Below are 18657 nucleotides of genomic sequence, written 5' to 3'. Positions count from 1 at the left end.
CGGAGGCGTACACGAGCCACTGGTGCGGGACGCCCAGGAGCGACCCTCACCGACGCCAAGTCAGCCCGCCGGCGGGGCCGGCAGGGGACGGTTGGGGGCCATGGCCCAGCGCACCAGCGAAGTGACGCCGCGGCCGAGCGGCCGTACGGCCACGGTGTCGACCAACGGCAGCCGCGGCAGCCGCAGTTCCGCCGCCGCCCAACCGGGCAGCAGGGAAACGGCGTTCGCGGCAAGAACGCCGTACGGAAGCCGGGCGACCAGCGGCACCGGTGGGTTCAGGAGAAGGAAGCGGGCGGCGCCGCGCGCCTCGGGGGTCGCACGCAGCTCACCCCGGTACGCCGCGAACCGCTCGGCGAGCTCCGCCCGGTTCGTGGGCGGGTCCAGTACGCCGAGCGCGGTCGCGACCCGCGCCGCGTCGGCGACGTAGCGGTCGTACGCGTCGCCCGTCAGTGGCTGGGCGCCGTAGCGCTGATGAGCCCGCAGGAAGCTGTCGACCTCCGCGATGTGGACCCAGCCCAGCAGGTCCGGATCCCCCGCGTGGTACGCCTCGCCCTCCGCGGTCACCCCGCGCACCCGCGCGTGGACGGTCCGCACCCGGTCGCAGGCCTCCTGGGCGCCGTCGGCGGGGCCGTAGGTCGTCATCGCCAGGAAAGTGCTCGTGCGCTGGAGCCTGCCCCATGGGTCGCCGCGGAAGCCCGAGTGGGCGGACACGGCGGCCATGGCGAGCGGGTGGAGCGACTGCAGCAGCAGGGCGGAGAGCCCGCCGATGAACATGGACGCGTCCCCGTGCACCGTGCGGATGGGGCGGTCCGGGCCGAACCAGCGCGGTCCGGGGGTTTCGTGGATACGGACGCGGTTCCTGGGCCCCTCCGGGCCCGCGACCCGGGCGAAGAGGTTCTTTCCCAGCCGCTCCTGCACCCCGCGGCCGTCCGGTCCGGTCAGTCTCATGGTGACGTGACGTCCCTTCGGATGCGCGTATCCAGCGTACTTCGTCCGGTCCGGGAGGTCGCGTGCATCCACCCCTGCCACACGGGGAGACTTCGCGGCCGTGGTAGGGCAAGGATGGGCTCATGATGCAGCATTCCGGCAGCCAGGAGGAACGGCCTTGAACGCGACGATCCGCACCGTGTCCTATCCCACCGGCAGGGAGCACAAGCGTCTCGACATCCACGACTCGCCCCGGGCCGACGGTCCTTGCGTCCTTCTGTGGCACGGCATCGGGACCGACGAGCGCGACGTGATGATTCCGCTGGCCCAGGGCATGGCCGAGCGGGGCCTCACCGTCCTCGTCCCCGACTGGCGTTCGGACACCCCCGACGAGGGCCGCGCGCACCTCACCGATTCCTTGCGGTTCGCCCACGAGTTCGCCGGCTCGTCCCGGCAGCTGGTCGTCGCCGGCTGGTCGGCGGGTGCGGGGGCCGCACTGGGGGTGGCCCTGGACCCGGACCGATTCGGCGGCCCGGGCAGCAGGCCACCCGCCGCGGTCGTCGGCATCGCGGGCGGCTACCGGCGCGCGGCCCGTACAACGGGAGCGGTGCCCCTCCAGGCGCTCGGGCGCGCGACGGCACGTGTGCCCGTACGCCTCGTGCACGGCACGCAGGACGCCTCTGTCTCCGTCGAGTCCTCGCGGGAACTGCACGAAGCGCTGCGCGCGCACGGCTGGGACTGCGCACTCAGCGAACAGGCCACCGATCACGCCGGGGTGCTCGGCTGCGCGTACAACCCGGTGGTGGACCGTTGCGTGGCCGACGCCTCCGTCCGTGCCTTCGGCGAGGCGACCGCCGAGGTGGTGGCGACGGTCGCGCGGTCGGTCTAGGGCGTTTCGCCCGGATCCGGCAGTGGGGGCCGTCAGCCGCCACTCCCCCTGCGGGACGCCGTCACTGGTCGCGGCGCAGGAGGTCCTCGTACGTCTCACGGCGGACCACCGCGCGGGCCTCGCCGTCGCGGCAGAAGACGACCGGTGGGCGGCGGGCGCCGTTGTAGTTGTTGGAGATCGAGTAGCAGTACGCGCCGGTGACCGGTACCGCGATCAGGTCGCCTACGGCCGGGGCGCGCAGCGGTACGTCGCGGATGAGGGTGTCGCCCGACTCGCAGTGCCGGCCGACCAGGTCGCAGGGCTCCCCGCCGCCTACCCGCGAGGTGACCGTCGCCTCGAAACGCTGGCCGTACAGCATGGGTTCGAGGTTGTCGCCCATGCCGCCGTCGACGGCGACGAGGGCGCGTGGGCGGCCCCGCTTGACGGTGACCGCACGGTAGAGGGTGAGCGCCGACTCTGCGACCAGGGACCGCCCTGGCTCGATGATCAGCCGGGCGTTCGCGGGGAGGTGGGCGCGGGCCGCTTGGGTCAGGGTCCGTACGTACTCGTCGACCGTCGGTGCCTGGTCCGCGTACGTGTAGCGGACGCCCAGGCCGCCGCCCAGGTCGTACACCGCGTGCTCGCCCAGCTCACCGAGGGAGGCGATGGCCTCGACGGCGCGGGCGAACGGGGCGGTGTCGAGGAGCTGCGAGCCGACGTGAACGTGCACGCCGTCGAGGCGGAGCCGGTCACTGGCGCGCAGCCGGGCCGCGGCGCGCACCGCGTCGGGCACGGAGAGGCCGAACTTGGAACCGGCGTGGCCGGTGGCCATCGCCTCGTGGGTGTCGGCCTCGACATCGGGGATGACGCGGATCAGGACGCGCTGCTCGTCCGTGACGATCTTCTCCAGGCGGTCGATGTCGTCGAAGTTGTCGATGACGATCGTGCCGGCTCCGGCGCCGACCGCCATGGCGAGTTCCTCGTCGGTCTTGGCGTTGCCGTGGACGACGAGCCGGGCCGGGTCGGCGCCCGCCGCGAGTGCGGCCACGAGTTCTCCGCCTCCGGCGACGTCCACGCCGAGCCCTTCCTCGACCATCACACGGACGACGGCGGTGCACGGGAAGGACTTCGACGCGAAGACCACTTGTCCGTTCGGCCAATGACGCTTCAGGGCGTCCACGTACTCGCGCGCGCGGGCCCTGAGAGCACCCTCGTCGACGATGACGGAGGGGGTGCCGAAGCGCTCGGCGAGGTCGTCGAGGCGGCATCCGCCGACGATCATCTCGCCGTCAGGGGCGAGATTTGTCCCCTTCGGGAAGAGTCCGACTATATCCGAGGTGGCGGTCGTGACGCTCATGGGCGATGGCTCCTGTCCCTGGTCGATGGGCCTATCCTGACGGCTCCCCCCATCGCCTTCACCGGCGTCCCGCCCCAGGAATCGAGGCCCCCGTTGTCTGATCGGACAATCCCCGACGGCCGGGCCGCGGGCTCCTTGCGCCTGCTCGTCGGCTCCACCGGCCCGCTCCGCGCGCTCGCCGCACCCGGTGGCCTCGACGTCCCCGTGCGCGGCACGGTCATCCACGACCCGGGCGACCCGCTGCCCGCGGCCCCCTCGGCGCTGCTGCTGCTCGTCGGAGCGGACGTGGCCGATCCGCGTACGGGTACCGTGCTGCGGCGCGCGGCGGCGGAGGGGTACGCGGGGGTGGTCGTCAAGTGCCGGGGGCAGGAGGCGGATCTGCTGACGGCCGAGGCCGAGCGGTGTTCCTTGGCGGTCCTTGCCGCCGGCGACGCGGTGCCGTGGCGGTACGTGGACGCGGAGATCGGCTGCGCCCTCGCGGCGTACGGAGTGGGCGACCTGTCTCCCTCGGCCCCAGCCGGAACCGAGGAACTCTTCGCGCTGGCCGACGCGGTGGCCGCGGTCGTGGGCGGCTCGGTCGCGGTGGAGGACCTGGACCAGCATGTCGTCGCCTACTCGAACGTCCCCGGCCAGCGCATCGACAGCCTGCGCGAACGCGGCATCCTGGAGCGGCGTGTCCCTGACGACCCGGGCCAGCGGCAGCAGTACCGCGATGTGCTGGCGGCGCAGGGCGTGGTGCGGTTCCCCCGGGCGCGCGACGAGCTGGCGCGTGCGGCGGTCGCGGTGCGGGCGGGGACCCTGCCGCTGGGGACCCTGTGGGCGATCGAGCCGGAGGGTGGCCTGTCGGAGCAGGCCGGGTCGGCGTTGCGGGACGCGGCGCGGCTGGCGGCCCCGCATCTGCTGCGCGCGCTCAACGCGACCGAGGCCGAGCAGCGCATGCGCCGTGACACCCTGCGGGCGCTCCTCGAGGGGTACGGGCCGCCGGCCGACGAGGCAGCGGGCCGGCTCGGGCTCGGCCAGGGGGAGAAGGTGTGCCTGGCCGCGTTCGCCCCGGACGAGGGCAGCGCCCTCGTCGCGCACTTGGAGTCGTCCCTGGTCCGGTACTGCGCTGCGCACCTGCCGTCGGCGACGGTGACGGCGTCGGCGCGTGCGGTGTACGTGTTGCTGACCTCACTCTCGCCCGCCGCCGCGCGGAGGTTCGCGGACGGTGCCCTGGGGACCGTACGGGCCGCGCTGGGTACCCCGGTGCGGGCCGTGGTGACGCGGGCGTATCCGGATCTGCTGCGGGCCGGTGCGCTGCGGCGCGAGGCGGACGACATTCTCCGGGCCACCGGCGACGGCCGGGCCGACGCGCCCACGGCCGCCGCCGAGGACGTACGGCATGTGGTCCTGCTGAACCGGCTCGGCGACGAGCTGCGCCGGGAGCCGTGGCTGCGGCTGCCGGGGGTCGCCGCACTGCTGGCGCACGACGGGGAGCAGGGCACCGACTACGCGGCGACGGTCACGGCCTGGCTGGACGCGACCGGGGATGTCGCGAGCGCCGCCGCCGGTCTGCGGGTGCATCCCAACACCCTGCGCTACCGGCTGCGGCGGGTACGCGAACTCTTCGGCCTCGACCTCGACGACCGCGAGGTTCGACTGGCCGCGTGGCTCGAACTCAGGCTTGCGCAGAGGTAGTTGTCACGACGGCCTCCTCCGCTGAAGCGCCCCGACCGCGCAGGGCGGAGTGGCGGCGGCCGAACGTCAGGTAGAGCACCGCCGCGAGCACCAGCCACACACCGAAGAGCATCCACGTGACACCCGGCAGCAGCCACGCGAGGTAGAGGCAGGATGCCGCGGACACGATCGGCACGATCGGATACAGGGGCACCTTGTACGGCCGCGGCGCGTCGGGGGCGATGCGGCGCAGGACGATGACGGCCGCCGCCACGGCCACGAACGCGACAAGGGTTCCCATGCTGGTCAGGTCGGCCAGGTACTGCAGTGGTACGAACGCGGCCAGCGCTCCGACGCCGGCCCCCACGATCCATGTGTTGCCGACCGGGGTGTGCCGCTTGCGGTCGACGCGGCGGAAGATCTCGGGGACGAGCCCGTCGCGGGCCATCGAGAAGAGGATGCGCGTCTGCCCGTACAGGGTCACCAGCACCACGCTGAAGATGGACACCACGGCACCGCCCGACAGCAGCACGACAGGCCACCCGGCGCCCGTGACCTCGCGCAGGATCTCGGCGAGGACCGCTTCGCCCGCGTCGGCCTGCGCGCCGAACCGGCCGGCGGGCTGTGCGCCGACCGCCGCGAGGGACACCAGGATGTACAGCGCCGTGACCGCGCCGAGCGTCAGGAGCAGGGCGAGCGGGATGGTGCGCCGCGGGTTGCGGACCTCCTCGCTCGCCGTGGCGACGGTGTCGAAGCCGACGTAGGAGAAGAAGACGGCGGAGGCGGCGACCCCGATGCCGGACGCGCCGTGCGGTGCGAAGTCGGCGAAGTGACCGGCGCGGAACGCGGTGAACGCCACGGCGACGAACAGGACGAGGACGCTGAGCTTGATGCACACCATGACGGCGTTGAGGCGTGCGGACTCGCGCGTGCCGCGCGCCAGCAGCAGGGAACAGAGCAGCACCACGACGAGCGCCGGTACGTTCACCACTCCCCCGGCGCCGGGAGGCTGGCTGATCGCGTCGGGCAGCGTGAACCCGAAGAGCGCGTCGGTGAGTTCGTTGAGGTACTGCCCCCAGCTCACCGCCACGGTGGAGACCGCGACCCCGTACTCAAGAATCAGACACCACGCGACCAGATACGCCGCGCCCTCGCCGAGGGAGGCGTAGGTGTACGAGTACGTACTGCCCGCCACCGGGATCGCGCCGGCCAGTTCGACGTAACACAGCGCGGCGAGTCCCGCGACCACCGCCGCGACGACGAAGGACAGCACCACGCCCGGTCCCGCCTTGGGCACCGCCGTGCCGAGCACGAAGAAGATGCCGGTGCCGACGACGGAGCTGATCCCCAGCAGGGTCAGCTGCGTCAGCCCCATACTGCGCCGCAGACCGCCCGGCCCCGAGGCCTCGCCCTCCGCCTCACCGATCATGCTCTCCAGCGGCTTGCGGCGGCACAGTTGACGGGCCGTCACGCGCATGAGTCCTCCTGGATGTCCCACGCCCCGCGGTGGATCGCGAGGGGCTGCGGGGGATGCTGCGGCACCCGGACCGCGCACTCAACGTCTGATCCGTACAAGAGCGGCAGGACGCTTTGGCCGATACGACAGGCGTGCGAACTGCGCTTCGTGCCGCCGGGGGCGCAGGTGGAAGAGCAGATGAAGACGCAGGCGAAGACGGAGGCGAAAGCGTCTTCTCCGATGGGCAGTTGATGTCCGTCTATGTACGGTGATTACGGCGTTCGGGTGTTGTGGCGGACAGGGCGGAACCAACCGGCGGCCCGGCGGCCTCCTGTCCGGCACAGACCCACACCGTCCGACCGTCGTGAGGAAGTGCCGTGAACTCTCCTGCCACCGTCCTGCCGACCCCCGACCGCGATGCCGACGCCGACTTCCTGCTTCCGCTGCCCGACCCGGAGCAGCGCCTGGACGTCGTTCCGCCGGCCCACTCGACCCTGACCTCCCGCGACCGGCACCGCCTCAGCCTGAACGCCGCGCTCACCACCGTCGGGATCCCGCCCCACCCCGACGACAGGGAGGTCATCGACGCGCTCAGCGCCCTTGACGACACCGTCGCGCTCGCCGTCCAGAGGTGGCTCATCTCTCGCCCCGCCGCCCTGTTCGGGTGAAGTGAGGCACCGGCGCCGGCCGCACAGCGGCGCCTTACAGCGGCTGGTCCATCCGCATCTGCATCGGACGCAACCCGATGGCCTGGTAGAACGGCCGTGCCGCGGCGTTGAACTCCCACACGCTCGCGACCAGCCGTCGGCAACCTGCCCGGCGTCCCACTTCGCGGACGGCTTCCACCAGCGCCGCGCCGACCCCGCTCCGAGCGCTGCCGGGGTCCACGGCCAGCTGCTCCATGGAGACCGCTGCGTCGGGAAGGGTGATCAGAGATCCCTCCCGCCTCTCGACGCGGCAGAACGTGTAGCCCACCACTTCGCCCTCGTCGGACTCGGCGACCAGGGGGGGTCGAGGCCTCGTCCCTCAGCCGGCCCCGGAAGCGCTCCGCCAGCTCTGCCTCCGACGGCTCGTCGACGAACAGGCCCGGCCGGTGCCGCACGTGCAGCCGCTGAACCATGCCGCTCAGCCGGACGATGGCGTCGACGTCACCGGGGGAGGCCTCGCGGATCCTCGTCATCGCTCCATGGTGGTGGCCACCTCCCACGGCCACCAGCCCGATTCCGGCCGGGTGTGTGCCCACGTGCCTCTGCCGGGTACGTCGCAACGCCCCCGCGCCGGGAGAGCGGGGGCGTTGTGACGTCGATGTGTCAGCGCTTCAGGCTCGACTCGGCGACGCGTGCGGCGATGGCGTTCACCTCGTTCTGGGGCAGTCCCGCCTCGCACACGATGGTCACCACGCGACCGTCGTCCAGCGTGGCCCGCCGCACCCCGACGCCCAACGGCACGGACGGTTCCCGCCGCTGCTCCACTTCAAGTTCCTGCTCGGGCATGCGCGCTCCAACCCTCGACGAGAGGCCACGGTAAGCACAGCCGGGAACGCGGATCACGCCAGCCACACAGGCACATCACACAAACGAGCCCACACGTTCCACGCAGACGGAGCACCCGCCCACCGGTCGTCACGACACTCGGCGCACACCTGCGAAGACGGTGGTGGCCGAGAGCACGAACGCGTCGGGACGTCGCAGGATGCTCTCCGGCGCCGGGTCGTCGAGCAGGACGTCGAGCGTCTTGCGGTCGTCGGCGTCCAGGGAATCGCTCATCACGTCGCGCAGCCGGGTCAGTTGGTTGTGCAAGAACGTGCGGGCGGTCTCCCCCAGGGGCGCAGGCAGGTCGAGCAGGTACGTGAAGCTGCCGACGTCCGTGAGCCCTGCCCTGCCGAGCATCGCGGGCCAGTCCTCGACCGTGCTGATGCTGCCCGGCAGCTCGGAGCGCATCCGCTCGAACCAGTACTCCTGCAGGGCGTCGAGCCGCGCCTGGAAACCCGGCGTGCCGATACCGATGTCGCGGGGGAGACAGCGCATCGGCAGTCCGCCCTCGGCGACCGCGAGCATGCCGCCGGGCCGCAGCGCGCCGGTGAGCGCGTCCAGTACCCCCTGCTGATCACCGATGTGGTGCACGGCCTTGCTGCTCCAGATCAGATCGGCCTCACCGAGTCCGCCGCCCGTCTGCCCGTCGGCGCCTTCCAGGTCGCCGGGCAGCTCCGCGTGCCGGATCGTCACCCTGTCGCCGAGTCCGAGCCGCTCGGCTCGGGCCAGCGCGCGTCCGAGGAGTGCGGGCGCGCCGTCCACCGCGACGACTTCGGCGTCCGGGAAAGCCTCGGCGAGCGCACAGGTCATCACGCCCGGGCCGCTGCCGATGTCGAGGACGCGGCGGACCCGCTTGTCCGGGCCGAGCAGTTCCGCGAGCCGGGTCGCCGTCCGCCTCAGGACCGGGAGGTGCAGATCGCCGTTGTTCTCCAGCGTGTCGGCCATGGCCTCCCAGTCGATGTCGGTGCTGTCGGAACCGTGCCCGTGGCGCTGCGCGTGTCCGTGCGCGTGGTCGTGTCCGTGGCTCTGCGCGGGATTGTTATGAGTGCTCATGGCCAGGAGAGTGCACCTGTCACCCGTGATCAGCAATCTGTGTTGCCATTTCCGGGACAGCCGGGTGAAATGCCCGCATGGACGATGTGGATGACGTTGATGACGTTGATGACGTTGATGACGTTGACGATGTGGCCGAACCAGCGCCCTATCAAGCGGTACTCGACGAGGTCGCCCCGCGGTTGAGACGACTGCGCGACCGGCGTGGTCTCACCCTCGCGGCTCTCTCGGAGGTCACCGGTATCTCCAAGAGCACCCTTTCGCGCCTTGAGTCCGGACACCGCCGCCCCAGCCTCGAGCTGCTGCTGCCGCTGGCCGGTGCGTACGGCGTGCCACTGGACGAGCTGGTCGGTGCTCCCGAGGTGGGCGATCCCCGGGTCCGGCTGACGCCCCGCCCGATGCCGAGCGGCGGCACGTTCGTCCCCCTGACCCGGTCGCCGGGCCCGCTTCAGGCGTACAAGATGGTCATCGCCGACCGGGGCTGCGAGCCGGATCTCCGTACGCACGAGGGCTACGAGTGGCTGTATGTGCTGGATGGCCGGCTGCGGCTCGTGCTCGCCGAGCACGATCTGGTCCTCGGCCCGGGCGAGGCCGCCGAGTTCGACACCCGCGTCCCGCACTGGTTCAGCAGCGCGGACGGCCGGCCCGTCGAACTCCTCAGCCTCTTCGGCAGGCAGGGCGAACGCATGCACGTCCGCGCCCGGCCTCACAGGTGAGCCGCCTCCCCGGAAGAGCCCCGGTGCCCGGCACGGCTAAGGTTCCGATGTGTCGTCGTACAGCATTGGCCAGGCCGCGCGCCTGCTCGGGGTGAGTGGGGAGACCGTGCGTCGGTGGGCCGACAGCGGGCGGCTGACGATGGGGCGGGACGGTACGGGGAACCGGGTCATCGACGGTGTCGGTCTCGCGCGGTTCGCCAAGAGCCGGGCCGCGGAAGCCGATCGGGGCGCGGCCGGAGCTCCGCGCACGTCGGTGCGCAACTCGTTCACGGGCATCGTGACGGCGCTCAAGGCCGACGACGTCGTGGCTCAGGTGGAGATCCAGGCCGGCCCGCACCGGATGGTGTCCATGGTGACGCGGGAGGCCGTCGAGGAGTTGGGACTCGCCGTCGGGGTCACCGTCACCGCGCGCGTGAAGTCGACGAGCGTGCACGTCGACCGTTCTTAGCCGGCTCCTGGCGGCTCAGCAGCGCGGCCCAGAGGTCCGCCCGGTCGTAGAGCCGTGAGAGGTCACGGCCGGTGAAGTGCTCGATGCGCTGGATGCGGTAGTGGACGGTGTTGACGTGCAGGTGAAGCGCCTCCGCGGTGCGTGCCCATGAGCCGTCGCAGGCGAGGAAGGTCTCCAGGGTCTGGAGCAGAGCGGTCGCGGACGCGTTGGTCTCGTCGAGCAGGGGGCCGAGGACGGTGCGGCTGAACGCGGCGCGCACCTCGGCGGGTACGCCGGTGAGCAGTGTGTCGAGGCCGGTGAGCGAGGACGCCTCGGTCAGGCGTGAGGCGCCGGGCGCGGTCGTACGGGCCGAGGTCAGGGCGTAACGCGCCTCGGACAGCGCCCCGTTCAGGTTCCGGGGCGCGGCGGCCGGGGAGGCGACGCCCGCGTGCAGCGGGTCGGACGGCTCGCCGGCGGCGAGCAACGGCCATACGTCGCCGAGTGCTTCGCTCACGGCGTCCGCCCCGGCGATGACGGCGAACGCGGTGCCGTCGGCGAGTTGGCCTACTGCGGCGCCGGTGTGCGGAACGTGTGCGGCCGCCTCGGCCAGCGCGCCCTGCGCCGCGTCCTCACGTCCTGAGCCGACTTCGGCGACGACCACGTGGTACGGGCCCTCGTCGGGCAGACCGCAGCCGCGCAGCGCGGCTGCGAGGACGGCCTTGTCGGGGTCGGGCGCGGTGAGCAGCGTGCCGAGTTCGCGCGCCGCGCGGTCCTCGTCGGCCCGGCGGCGGGCCCGGATCTCCTGGCACCGTCCCAGGATCTCGGCAATTTCGTGCAGCATGCGCGGCGGGGCGTCGTCGGGGTCGGGGACGTGCAGATGCCAGCGTTCGTAGGGCGAGACCGCGTCGGTGTCGGCCTGCACGGGCAGGGTGACCGATGCCCGGCCGAACGCGGGACGGGCCCCCTTGCCGGAGCTGTGGTGACCGCTCCTCTGCGCGGGGAGCGCGCCCGTCGCGATCAGGGCGGCGGCGTCGCGCGTCGTGAGATCGGCGGAGGCGGTGGTGGCGGCCACGGTGCGACCGGTCGGCGTGAGGACGTAGGCGACCGGCCGGTCGAGGTGGGCGAACGCGGCGTCGACGAGCGCGGCCGGGTCCGCCTCCTGCGCCAGGAGCCGGCTCAGCGTGGCACGTACGTTCTCGGGCAGGGCGTGGTGGCGGCTGAGCTCGCCCCACTGCTGGAGATACACCGTGTCCGTGATGGCGCGGAACATGATGTGCGCCGGGACGGCCGCGACCGGGAGCCCGTGGCGGCGGCACGCTTCGACGAGGTCGTCCGGGACGGCACCGTGCGTCTCCTCCCCCGCGAGGAGCACGGCGGCGCCCGCCGTGCGCAGCGCGGAGACGAACCGGTCCGCCTTGGCCCGCCCGCTCCGCTGGGTCCACCACACCAGGCCGCTGAGCACGACCTCGGCCGGCCGCACGAAGCGGGCCGGGTCCTCGAGGTCGGTGACGGTCACGCCGCTGATCTCCTGCCGCAGCTGCGGTTCGTCGGCCCAGAGCAGGCGCAGGCCGAGTGACTCGTCCCTCAGGAGATGTTCGATGTGCATGTGCGCTGACTCCCTGTGTACCCGGGGGTGCAGGAAAGCGGCACCCCCTTTCTCACATTCGCCAGGCGAGTGCGAGTCATCACATCGTAAATGCAAGAGCATGTGAGCGATACGGTTCTTGGTTGAACATCCAAGGACCCGACCCTCGGAGGTGGAGATTCCGTGCCGCGAACCAGTCGTCCGGACAGCGGTACGTGGACGCACGTCCGCTCCCGTCAGCGCCATCGGGAAGCGGGGCCCTCGCGTCCGCTCCTGACGAAACGACCCTCAAGCGACCCCGGGCATGTAGTGAAAACCGGCCGCTGGATCGTCACCGTAGAGGCAGGGCTTCGCCGCTCAGCGGGATCACCCGGCGTTCGAGCGCCACGGCGACGATGAGGGGCGCCGTCGCCCTGTCCCTCGGTGCGGGCGGCGGTACGCGCGCGGAGTGCCTGACGGACCAGAGGCTCGGCACGGCGCGCAGAGGGTGACATCACGCGGCCCCTGGCAGGGCGAGCCTCAGGGACGCTCGGTCACCGCGATCGCGAACGGACCGTCCGCGCCGAAGGCCAGGGTGTTGAAGCGGTCGCCCATGCGCCGGTGGGTGGCGGCGTCCGGGTGGAGCTGGTCGGGCAGCGGCAGCTCGGCGAAGTCCGCCTCGCCGTACAGGTCGCGGCCGTCGAGGTAGTACAGGTTCGGGTCGTCCGCGATCCGCTGCTTCACGACGTGCGTCAGCTCGTCCCGGATGACATTGAGCGTGAGCTTCCCCGCCGCTCGCTCCGCCGGGTCGCCGGCGGCCATGAACTGCAGTCTGCCCGCACTGAGGTTGCTGAAGTCCGGGGCGCTGGGGCCGGGAGTGTCCTCGTGGATGGCGCAGTAGATCGGCGACACGACCAGCAGCGGCACGGTCGGGTGTCCCTCACGGATCGTGTCGAGGAAACCGTGCACCGCCGGGGTGAACGCGCGCAGGCGCATCAGGTCGGCATTGACGATGTTGATGCCGACCTTGACGCTGATCAGGTCCGCCGGGGTGTCCCGCAGGGCACGTGCGGTGAACGGGTCGAGCAGGGCGCTGCCTCCCAGACCGAGGTTCATCAACTCCACGCCCCCGAGGGAGGCGGCCAGCGCCGGCCACGTCGTGCTGGGGCTTGCGGCGTCCGAGCCGTGACTGATCGAACTGCCGTGATGCAGCCACACCTTGCGACCGCTGTCCGGCATGCGCTCGACCGGGGCATCGGCACGCAGGGCGACCAGCTCGGTGATCTCGTTGTACGGCAGCCAGATCTCGACGTCCTTCATGCGGTCGGGCAGCCCGGTGAACCGCACGGTGCCGATGGGTCCGGGCCGGGTCTCCCTGGTGCCTGTGGTCATGTCCACCATCTGTACGTTGCCGCCTGTGACACCGGCCTGCGCGGCCAGGCGGCCGTCGACCATCAGGTCGTACACGCCGTCCGGACGGGGCGGAGCGCCCTCGTAGGCCATCTTGGTCCGGAGCGCATCCAACTCGATGACGGTGGCCCGGGTGCGGAACACCAGCCGTACGCCGGAAGGTTGGGCCTCGGCCATGGCCAGTTGTCCGTCGGAACACTGCGCGCGGGCCCGCGCGGGCAGCCGGTGCGGGAGCACGCCGTGCTCGGAGCGCTCCAACTCGTACGCGCCACGCACGAGGTCCGCGGTGACGGGAGTCGTGGTCCAGTTGTCATTCATGTGCATTGCCTCAACCTGTTGATCAATATGCCTGTGGGCTGTTCGGGCGCACTGATACGGGTCAGCGCGGGGCCGCGGTCACGGTGCGGGCCAGTTCCTCAGCGTGGCGTCGAGGGAGTCGAGGATCCGCAACCAGCTCTCCTGCGAGTCGGGTGCGCTGTGACTGAAGCCTCCCTGCATCTCCAGGCTGACGTAGCCGTGGAAGACGCTGCCCAGGAGTCGGACCGCGTGGGTCTGGTCCGGCTCCGTGAGGTCGTAGCCGCGCAGGATCGCCCGCATCATCTGTGCGTGCCGGACGCCGGCGCTGGCGGCCGCCGTCTCCGGGTCGAGCCGCAGCTGGGCTGCCGCGTAGCGACCGGGGTGTTCCCGGGCGTAGCCGCGGTAGACGTTCGCGAAGGCGGCGAGGGCGTCCTTGCCCGCGCGCCCGGCGAGCGCCGCGGCGCCCCGGTCGGCGAGTTCCTCCAGGGCGAGCAGCGCGATCCCGGTCTTGAGCTCCTGGGAGTTCTTCAGGTGCGAGTACAGGCTCGCCACCTTGACGTCGAACTGTCTCGCGAGCTCAGAGACCGTCACGTTGTCGAACCCGACCTCGTCGGCCAGCTCGGCGCCGGCTCGGATCAGACGTTCCCTGGTCAGCCCCACACGCACCATAACCTTCACCCCAATCAACGAAATCGATTATGCAGTTACCTAAGACCTTTAGGCAAATTTACATACAGCTTAGGTAACACACGCAAGGAAGGGGTAAGCCCGCAGGGCGGATCGCCACAGCGGCGCGTCGCCCGGCCGATCGGGGGGCGGGAGTGGTGGCATGGGCCACGTCATTACCGGTCGCGCCCTCGGGTAGGCGGCCGGATGATCGTCTGGGTGGGCCCGCTCATCCAGGCAGGACCGAAGAACAGCGACACCTGGGAGGTAGCAATGTCCTCGAAGCGACGACGCAAGAAGAAGGCTCGCCGCAAGCACGCCGCGAACCACGGCAAGCGCCCCCAGTCCTGAGGGAACTCGCCGGACGGGTCAGGGGCGGCGCCGTCCTGCGCCGCCCTGACCCGTTTCGCTCACACCCCTTCGGCATTCGTGTCACCCGCGCGAGCGCTCACCGGGATCGCCTCGACACCGACCTAGGATCCGCTGCGTGGCACACACCTTCGATGAACTCGTCGAGAGACAGCAGGCCGCGAACGCGGCACATCACGAGGTCCTGAGACTCCGGGACGGCTACGGACCACCGGGGCTCGAGCCGTTGAGCGAGTCACAGGCCCAGACGTACGAGACGGCCTTGCGCGCATGGCGGGACCTGGCCCGCGACGTCCAGCAGGCCCTCACCGAGTACGCCAAGGACGAGGGCCTCGCCAGACACGACGTGGAGGCGGACGTGAAGGCGAAGGCGGGCGGCGGCGCCGGATAACGCGCTCAGGTGGCGAAGACCTGGGAGTCGTCGGCGAACGCCTTGAACTCCAGGGCGTTGCCCGCCGGATCCAGCAGGAACATCGTCCACTGCTCGCCGGGCTCGCCCGCGAAGCGTACGTACGGCTCGATGACGAACTTCGTGTCCGCGGCGCGGAGCCGGTCGGCGAGCTCCTGGAACACGGGGACCGTGAGGATCAGGCCGAAGTGCGGTACGGGCACGTCGTGGCCGTCGACGGGGTTGCGGATGTGCTCGGCGCCGGCGGGGGCGAGGTGGGTGACGAACTGATGGCCGTGGAGATTCCAGTCAACCCATGTGTCGGCGCTGCGGCCCTGTTCGAGGCCGAGCACCTCACCGTAGAAGTGCCGGGCGGCGGACAGGTCGTCCACGGGCATGGCCAGGTGGAACCGCGGGATCGGCGAGTCGAGTTCGGTCATGGGGCCGGTCTCCTTTCGGGAGACTGCTCGGTAGAGAGTTCGGGAGACTGCGCGGTGACGGAGCGTCAGCAACCCTTGCCGCTGGGGACGCTGTGGGCCTACCCGTCCACGGCGTCGAGATCACACCGTCGAAGCCGCAACCCGTACGGACACCGGCTCCCGGCGCGTTTTCGCCGCCCACCGCGCCACCGGCCCCAGCACGTACGACGCCGCCAGGACCAGGCCGCCGAGCAGCAGCCAGCCCGGCGTGCCCATCCCCAGCAGCAGCGCGGCGAGCAGCAGCGGTCCGAGCGTGCGGGCGACCGTGACGCCCGTACCGAAGAAGCCCTGGTACTCGCCGATGCGCCCGGCCGGGGCCAGGTCGAAGCCGAGCTGCCAGGATCCGGCCGACTGGAGCATCTCGGCGGCGACCAGGAGCACCGATCCTGCGACCAGGGCAGCGACCGCGGCCCGGACCGAGCCGATGGCCGAGGCGGCGAAGACACCGCAGGCCAGGAGCATGAGCACTCCTGACCGGCGGATGGCGCGGATCGCCGTGGGGAGCCCGGAGACCGAGCGGGCAGTGCTGACCTGGAAGAGCATCACGGCGCCGGTGTTGAGGATGAAGAGGGCGGAGACGAGCCACGTGGGGGCGTCGGTGCGCTCGTTGATCCACAGCGGGAGCCCGAGGCTGAGCAGCGGCATCCGCAGGAGAAGGACGGTGTTGAGGAGGGTCACGACGGCGTAGGGCCGGTCACGCAGGACTTCGAGTTTCGCTCCACGGACGGCCGGCGCCGGCGCGACGGCCGGGAGCCGCAGCAGGACGAGCGCGCAGAGGACGAAACTGACGGCGTCGATCGCGAACACCGTCAGATACGCCGACTTCGTCCCGGCGGACAGTGCGAGGCCGCCGAGCGCCGCGCCCACCGCGAGACCCGCGTTGAGCGTCGACTGCAGGTGGGCGAGCGCACCCGTGCGGTCCTCCTTGGCCACCAGACCGGCGAGCAGCGCCTGGCGCGCGGCCGCGAGTCCCGACTGCGCGCTCGCGTAGAGGCAGGCGGCCGCGAGGAAGGGAAGGAAATCGCGTACGACCAGGAAGGAGGCGACCGCGGCGCCGGTCGCGAGGGCGAGCAGGACCGCCGTTCCACGCGGGCCGCGCCGGTCCGCGATCCGGCCGAGCGGCACCCCGACGACCGACCCGATCGCCCAGGCGACAGTGAGGCCGAGGCCGATCCTGGCGGGCGCGAGGCCGACGACGTGCGTGAAGTAGAGCGCCGAGGTGACGTAGTACGCGCCGTCACCCAGCGAATTGCTCAACTGGGCCAGGGCGAGGGTGCGTTGAGGGCCGGCGGGCGGCAGCAGGTTCGGCATGGCAATGACGGTACGCGCGCATCGGCCCATTGATTTGGGGCAATTCCGGGTTCTGTGCTTGGGCCATTCAAGGGGCGTTCTGCCTGGCCGGGAATCGTCGTAGAATCGAACACATGTCCGACCTGCCGCCAGACCTGCCACGGCTCCGCACGCTGGAGACGTGGCTCGTGCTGTCTCTGGACAAGGTGCGCCGCAAGATCGCGGAGGCCGAGCGACAGGAAGCCGAGCAACAGCGCGGCGAACGGGACCGGCCACCGGCCCCCGACTGGCTGATCGAGATGGGGCTCGGCGGGCGCGCACCTGTGTACGTGCACGTCGGCGGCTGCCACATGGCGGGCAAACGGTCGCGAGGCGTCACGGACGACCAAGCGCGCCGCGCGCTGTGGGAGCAGGTGCCGGCCTGTCCGCATTGCCACCCCGACGGGGTGCTCGGAGTGCTGGACTGAACCCCGTGGCGCAAGCCGTCAGAGCGCTGGTTCCGAGTCGGCCTCCGGTGATCCGCCACCTGCGACGCGAGGATGCGCATCCCGCAGCGGGTGGGAACCGGCCGATCGGACGGACGCTCTCGGAACGACTCGGCCGACCGGGACTGCTCGGTCGCATTCAGAGCTGAGAAACGGGCCGCTAGCTTCCAGGGGCAGGCCCCCGGCGGGCACAGGCCGTTGAGCCCAGCGGACGGCGAACGGGGCCGCCAGGCCTGTGACGGCGAACAGGGCGCCCACCACGTACCAGCCAGGCCGGCCCCAGGTGACGCAGAGCGCGATCAGCAGGCTGGGGCCGAGCGCGTCGGCCAGCCCCGCGCCCAGGCCGAACACACCCAGGTACTGGCCGGTGGCGCGTACGGGGGCGAGGGCGAAGGAGACCTCGAACCCCGCGGCGGAGTACCACAGTTCGCCGACCGTGTGGACCACGACCGCGACCAGGAGCAGCGCCGCGGCGGCCCATGCCGAAACCCCCGCCGACAGCGAGATCAACGAGCAGGAGATGAGGAACACCACGCCCGCCCGCCGGTACGCCCCGCCGCCCGCCACCGGGGAGTTGATGGTGCGGCCGGCCCGCACCTGAAGGGCGACCACGATGAGGGTGTTGACGAGCATCGTGCCCGAGATGAGCCAGTGGGGTGCGCTGGTGGCGACGACCAGCCACAGCGGAATGGCCACGGTGAGCACCTTGAACTGGATGGCCATGATGCCGTCCAGCGCCGTGAGGAGGAGGTAGGGCCGGTCCCTCAGCGCGATCCACCGGGGGCCGGCAGCCGCGGGCTCCGGCGCGACAGGCGGCAGGAGGAGCAGGATGGCGGCGGAGGCACCGAAGGCGATCGCGTTGCCGATGACCAGGAGCTGGTACGCGGTGTGGGTGCCCACCTGGAGGACCCAGCCCGCCAGCAGTGCGCCGAGTGAGATGCCGATGTTGGTGACGGCCCGGAGATAGGCGCGGCACTCCTGCGGCCGGTCCCCGCCGAAGTGCCTGATGAGCGGGGAGCGCGCGGCCCGTCCCGCCGCTTGCGCCCCGGTCGCGGCACAGACGGCCAGGACGAACGGCCAGAAGCTGTCCACCAGGGCGAACCCCGCTGTTGCCAGCGCCTGTACGGCGATGGTAGCCGCGTAGACGCCGCGCGCGCCGCGCCTGTCCGCGAGGTGGCCGGCGACTATGCCCGTGACGAGCGAGGCGAAGCCGGCGACACCGAGTCCGAGTCCCACCTGCGTCGCGGGGAGGCAGACGTCCTGGGTGAAGTACAGGACTCCGGCGGTCAGGTAGAGGCCACTGCCGACGGTGTTGACGAAGTTCGATGCGGCGATGACGCGTTGGGGTCCCGCTTCAGGCATCAGCTGGGGCATGACGGGCATGTCGTGGCTCCGCGTCCTGGGGCAGGCGGTAAGGACCGGGCCAGCTTGTTGCATGTTACTTGCAAGAGCAAGAGAATTGCGTGATGCCTCCGGCGGACAACCACGGCGAGAGCCCGCGCGCACAGAGCGAGCCCCGCCCGGCCGGGGGGGGTGGGCCGAGCGGGGCTCTGTCTCCATCTTCCAGCAAGAACGCCTGGCCGGCGGATGCACGCGCCCGGCATTCGAATGACCCTGCACTTGTGACTCCTCCCCCCGGATAAATCCGGGGGGCTTCTCCTGTCGGTGGCTATGCCACGTCGGGAAGGACCAGCCCGGCCCTGAGTGCGACGTTCCA

Annotated in this window: 20 protein-coding genes; 8 read left to right on the top strand and 12 right to left on the bottom strand. The window is 71.5% G+C overall.

Features of this window, described 5'->3' with window-relative positions; translation table 11 throughout:
• Positions 1 to 60: 60 nt before the first annotated feature.
• Positions 61 to 948 carry an oxygenase MpaB family protein gene (locus tag ACZ67T_RS33820; protein WP_469989147.1) on the bottom strand — a complete coding sequence of 296 codons (888 nt, stop codon included), beginning with the start codon at positions 946 to 948 and terminating at the stop codon, positions 61 to 63.
• Positions 949 to 1105: 157 nt separating this feature from the next.
• On the opposite strand from ACZ67T_RS33820, the gene ACZ67T_RS33815 reads away from it, so the two are divergent.
• Positions 1106 to 1816, top strand: coding sequence for an alpha/beta hydrolase (locus ACZ67T_RS33815; RefSeq protein ID WP_469989145.1), 711 nt, complete (start codon positions 1106 to 1108; stop codon positions 1814 to 1816).
• Between the two features lie 61 nt (positions 1817 to 1877).
• Here ACZ67T_RS33815 and lysA read toward each other — a convergent pair whose 3' ends face one another.
• Positions 1878 to 3152, bottom strand: a complete 1275-nt coding sequence (gene lysA, locus ACZ67T_RS33810; RefSeq protein ID WP_469989143.1) for a diaminopimelate decarboxylase — start codon at positions 3150 to 3152, stop codon at positions 1878 to 1880.
• Between the two features lie 93 nt (positions 3153 to 3245).
• On the opposite strand from lysA, the gene ACZ67T_RS33805 reads away from it, so the two are divergent.
• Complete coding sequence (locus ACZ67T_RS33805) at positions 3246 to 4829, top strand: PucR family transcriptional regulator (RefSeq protein ID WP_469989141.1); 1584 nt, start codon at positions 3246 to 3248, stop codon at positions 4827 to 4829.
• Here the strand turns inward: ACZ67T_RS33805 and ACZ67T_RS33800 are convergent.
• A complete protein-coding gene (locus ACZ67T_RS33800; RefSeq protein ID WP_469989139.1) occupies positions 4810 to 6285 on the bottom strand; it encodes an APC family permease in 1476 nt (491 codons plus the stop codon). The genes ACZ67T_RS33805 and ACZ67T_RS33800 overlap by 20 nt on opposite strands.
• A gap of 356 nt (positions 6286 to 6641) precedes the next feature.
• On the opposite strand from ACZ67T_RS33800, the gene ACZ67T_RS33795 reads away from it, so the two are divergent.
• Positions 6642 to 6932, top strand: coding sequence for a hypothetical protein (locus ACZ67T_RS33795; RefSeq protein ID WP_469989137.1), 291 nt, complete (start codon positions 6642 to 6644; stop codon positions 6930 to 6932).
• A gap of 34 nt (positions 6933 to 6966) precedes the next feature.
• On the opposite strand, the gene ACZ67T_RS33790 is transcribed toward ACZ67T_RS33795, so the two are convergent.
• From ACZ67T_RS33790 to ACZ67T_RS33780, 3 genes are all read right to left on the bottom strand, one after another.
• Positions 6967 to 7269 carry a GNAT family N-acetyltransferase gene (locus ACZ67T_RS33790; RefSeq protein WP_469989365.1) on the bottom strand — a complete coding sequence of 101 codons (303 nt, stop codon included), beginning with the start codon at positions 7267 to 7269 and terminating at the stop codon, positions 6967 to 6969.
• Between the two features lie 305 nt (positions 7270 to 7574).
• Positions 7575 to 7757 carry a hypothetical protein gene (locus tag ACZ67T_RS33785; protein WP_100594486.1) on the bottom strand — a complete coding sequence of 61 codons (183 nt, stop codon included), beginning with the start codon at positions 7755 to 7757 and terminating at the stop codon, positions 7575 to 7577.
• 129 nt (positions 7758 to 7886) lie between these two features.
• Complete coding sequence (locus ACZ67T_RS33780; RefSeq protein WP_469989135.1) at positions 7887 to 8849, bottom strand: class I SAM-dependent methyltransferase; 963 nt, start codon at positions 8847 to 8849, stop codon at positions 7887 to 7889.
• 131 nt (positions 8850 to 8980) lie between these two features.
• On the opposite strand from ACZ67T_RS33780, the gene ACZ67T_RS33775 reads away from it, so the two are divergent.
• Together ACZ67T_RS33775 and ACZ67T_RS33770 are read left to right on the top strand one after the other, a co-directional pair.
• Positions 8981 to 9565: a helix-turn-helix domain-containing protein gene (locus tag ACZ67T_RS33775; protein WP_469989133.1), complete on the top strand. Its 585-nt coding sequence runs from the start codon at positions 8981 to 8983 to the stop codon at positions 9563 to 9565.
• A 49-nt stretch (positions 9566 to 9614) separates the two neighbouring features.
• Positions 9615 to 10013, top strand: a complete 399-nt coding sequence (locus tag ACZ67T_RS33770) for a TOBE domain-containing protein (protein WP_383084994.1) — start codon at positions 9615 to 9617, stop codon at positions 10011 to 10013.
• Here the strand turns inward: ACZ67T_RS33770 and ACZ67T_RS33765 are convergent.
• The 3 genes from ACZ67T_RS33765 to ACZ67T_RS33755 form a co-directional block, all read right to left on the bottom strand.
• Positions 9967 to 11598 carry a PucR family transcriptional regulator gene (locus ACZ67T_RS33765; RefSeq protein ID WP_469989130.1) on the bottom strand — a complete coding sequence of 544 codons (1632 nt, stop codon included), beginning with the start codon at positions 11596 to 11598 and terminating at the stop codon, positions 9967 to 9969. The genes ACZ67T_RS33770 and ACZ67T_RS33765 overlap by 47 nt on opposite strands.
• Before the next feature lie 498 nt (positions 11599 to 12096).
• Complete coding sequence (locus ACZ67T_RS33760) at positions 12097 to 13290, bottom strand: GDSL-type esterase/lipase family protein (protein WP_469989129.1); 1194 nt, start codon at positions 13288 to 13290, stop codon at positions 12097 to 12099.
• Between the two features lie 72 nt (positions 13291 to 13362).
• Positions 13363 to 13932 (bottom strand): TetR/AcrR family transcriptional regulator, encoded by a 570-nt coding sequence (locus ACZ67T_RS33755; RefSeq protein ID WP_469989127.1) that lies wholly within the window; start codon positions 13930 to 13932, stop codon positions 13363 to 13365.
• Positions 13933 to 14136: 204 nt separating this feature from the next.
• Between ACZ67T_RS33755 and ACZ67T_RS33750 the strand changes: the two genes are divergently transcribed.
• Positions 14137 to 14280 (top strand): 50S ribosomal protein bL37, encoded by a 144-nt coding sequence (locus tag ACZ67T_RS33750; RefSeq protein WP_159032477.1) that lies wholly within the window; start codon positions 14137 to 14139, stop codon positions 14278 to 14280.
• 136 nt (positions 14281 to 14416) lie between these two features.
• Positions 14417 to 14689: a hypothetical protein gene (locus ACZ67T_RS33745; protein ID WP_469989125.1), complete on the top strand. Its 273-nt coding sequence runs from the start codon at positions 14417 to 14419 to the stop codon at positions 14687 to 14689.
• Positions 14690 to 14694: 5 nt separating this feature from the next.
• Here the strand turns inward: ACZ67T_RS33745 and ACZ67T_RS33740 are convergent, their stop codons facing one another.
• Together ACZ67T_RS33740 and ACZ67T_RS33735 are read right to left on the bottom strand one after the other, a co-directional pair.
• Positions 14695 to 15126 (bottom strand): VOC family protein, encoded by a 432-nt coding sequence (locus tag ACZ67T_RS33740; RefSeq protein WP_469989123.1) that lies wholly within the window; start codon positions 15124 to 15126, stop codon positions 14695 to 14697.
• 120 nt (positions 15127 to 15246) lie between these two features.
• Positions 15247 to 16476, bottom strand: coding sequence for an MFS transporter (locus ACZ67T_RS33735; protein WP_469989121.1), 1230 nt, complete (start codon positions 16474 to 16476; stop codon positions 15247 to 15249).
• A gap of 113 nt (positions 16477 to 16589) precedes the next feature.
• Here ACZ67T_RS33735 and ACZ67T_RS33730 point away from each other — a divergent pair, with 113 nt between their 5' ends.
• Positions 16590 to 16922: a DUF6233 domain-containing protein gene (locus ACZ67T_RS33730; protein WP_469989119.1), complete on the top strand. Its 333-nt coding sequence runs from the start codon at positions 16590 to 16592 to the stop codon at positions 16920 to 16922.
• Between the two features lie 18 nt (positions 16923 to 16940).
• On the opposite strand, the gene ACZ67T_RS33725 is transcribed toward ACZ67T_RS33730, so the two are convergent.
• Positions 16941 to 18323 (bottom strand): MFS transporter, encoded by a 1383-nt coding sequence (locus ACZ67T_RS33725; RefSeq protein WP_469989117.1) that lies wholly within the window; start codon positions 18321 to 18323, stop codon positions 16941 to 16943.
• Positions 18324 to 18657 lie beyond the last annotated feature (334 nt).

This window comes from Streptomyces sp. NPDC107517 (genome assembly GCF_055582645.1).
The sequence above is the reverse complement of the archived record's forward strand: the minus strand, read 5'-3'. Positions and strand labels throughout refer to the sequence as shown.

Coding starts and splice junctions, on each gene's coding strand:
- ACZ67T_RS33750 (WP_159032477.1), top strand. CDS start 14,137: ATGATCGTCTGGGTGGGCCCGCTCATCCAGGCAGGACCGAAGAACAGC.
- ACZ67T_RS33820 (WP_469989147.1), bottom strand. CDS start 948: ATGAGACTGACCGGACCGGACGGCCGCGGGGTGCAGGAGCGGCTGGGA.
- ACZ67T_RS33765 (WP_469989130.1), bottom strand. CDS start 11,598: ATGCACATCGAACATCTCCTGAGGGACGAGTCACTCGGCCTGCGCCTG.
- ACZ67T_RS33725 (WP_469989117.1), bottom strand. CDS start 18,323: ATGCCCGTCATGCCCCAGCTGATGCCTGAAGCGGGACCCCAACGCGTC.
- lysA (WP_469989143.1), bottom strand. CDS start 3,152: ATGAGCGTCACGACCGCCACCTCGGATATAGTCGGACTCTTCCCGAAG.
- ACZ67T_RS33785 (WP_100594486.1), bottom strand. CDS start 7,757: ATGCCCGAGCAGGAACTTGAAGTGGAGCAGCGGCGGGAACCGTCCGTG.
- ACZ67T_RS33780 (WP_469989135.1), bottom strand. CDS start 8,849: ATGAGCACTCATAACAATCCCGCGCAGAGCCACGGACACGACCACGCG.
- ACZ67T_RS33735 (WP_469989121.1), bottom strand. CDS start 16,476: ATGCCGAACCTGCTGCCGCCCGCCGGCCCTCAACGCACCCTCGCCCTG.
- ACZ67T_RS33800 (WP_469989139.1), bottom strand. CDS start 6,285: ATGCGCGTGACGGCCCGTCAACTGTGCCGCCGCAAGCCGCTGGAGAGC.
- ACZ67T_RS33755 (WP_469989127.1), bottom strand. CDS start 13,932: ATGGTGCGTGTGGGGCTGACCAGGGAACGTCTGATCCGAGCCGGCGCC.
- ACZ67T_RS33740 (WP_469989123.1), bottom strand. CDS start 15,126: ATGACCGAACTCGACTCGCCGATCCCGCGGTTCCACCTGGCCATGCCC.
- ACZ67T_RS33760 (WP_469989129.1), bottom strand. CDS start 13,290: ATGCACATGAATGACAACTGGACCACGACTCCCGTCACCGCGGACCTC.
- ACZ67T_RS33730 (WP_469989119.1), top strand. CDS start 16,590: ATGTCCGACCTGCCGCCAGACCTGCCACGGCTCCGCACGCTGGAGACG.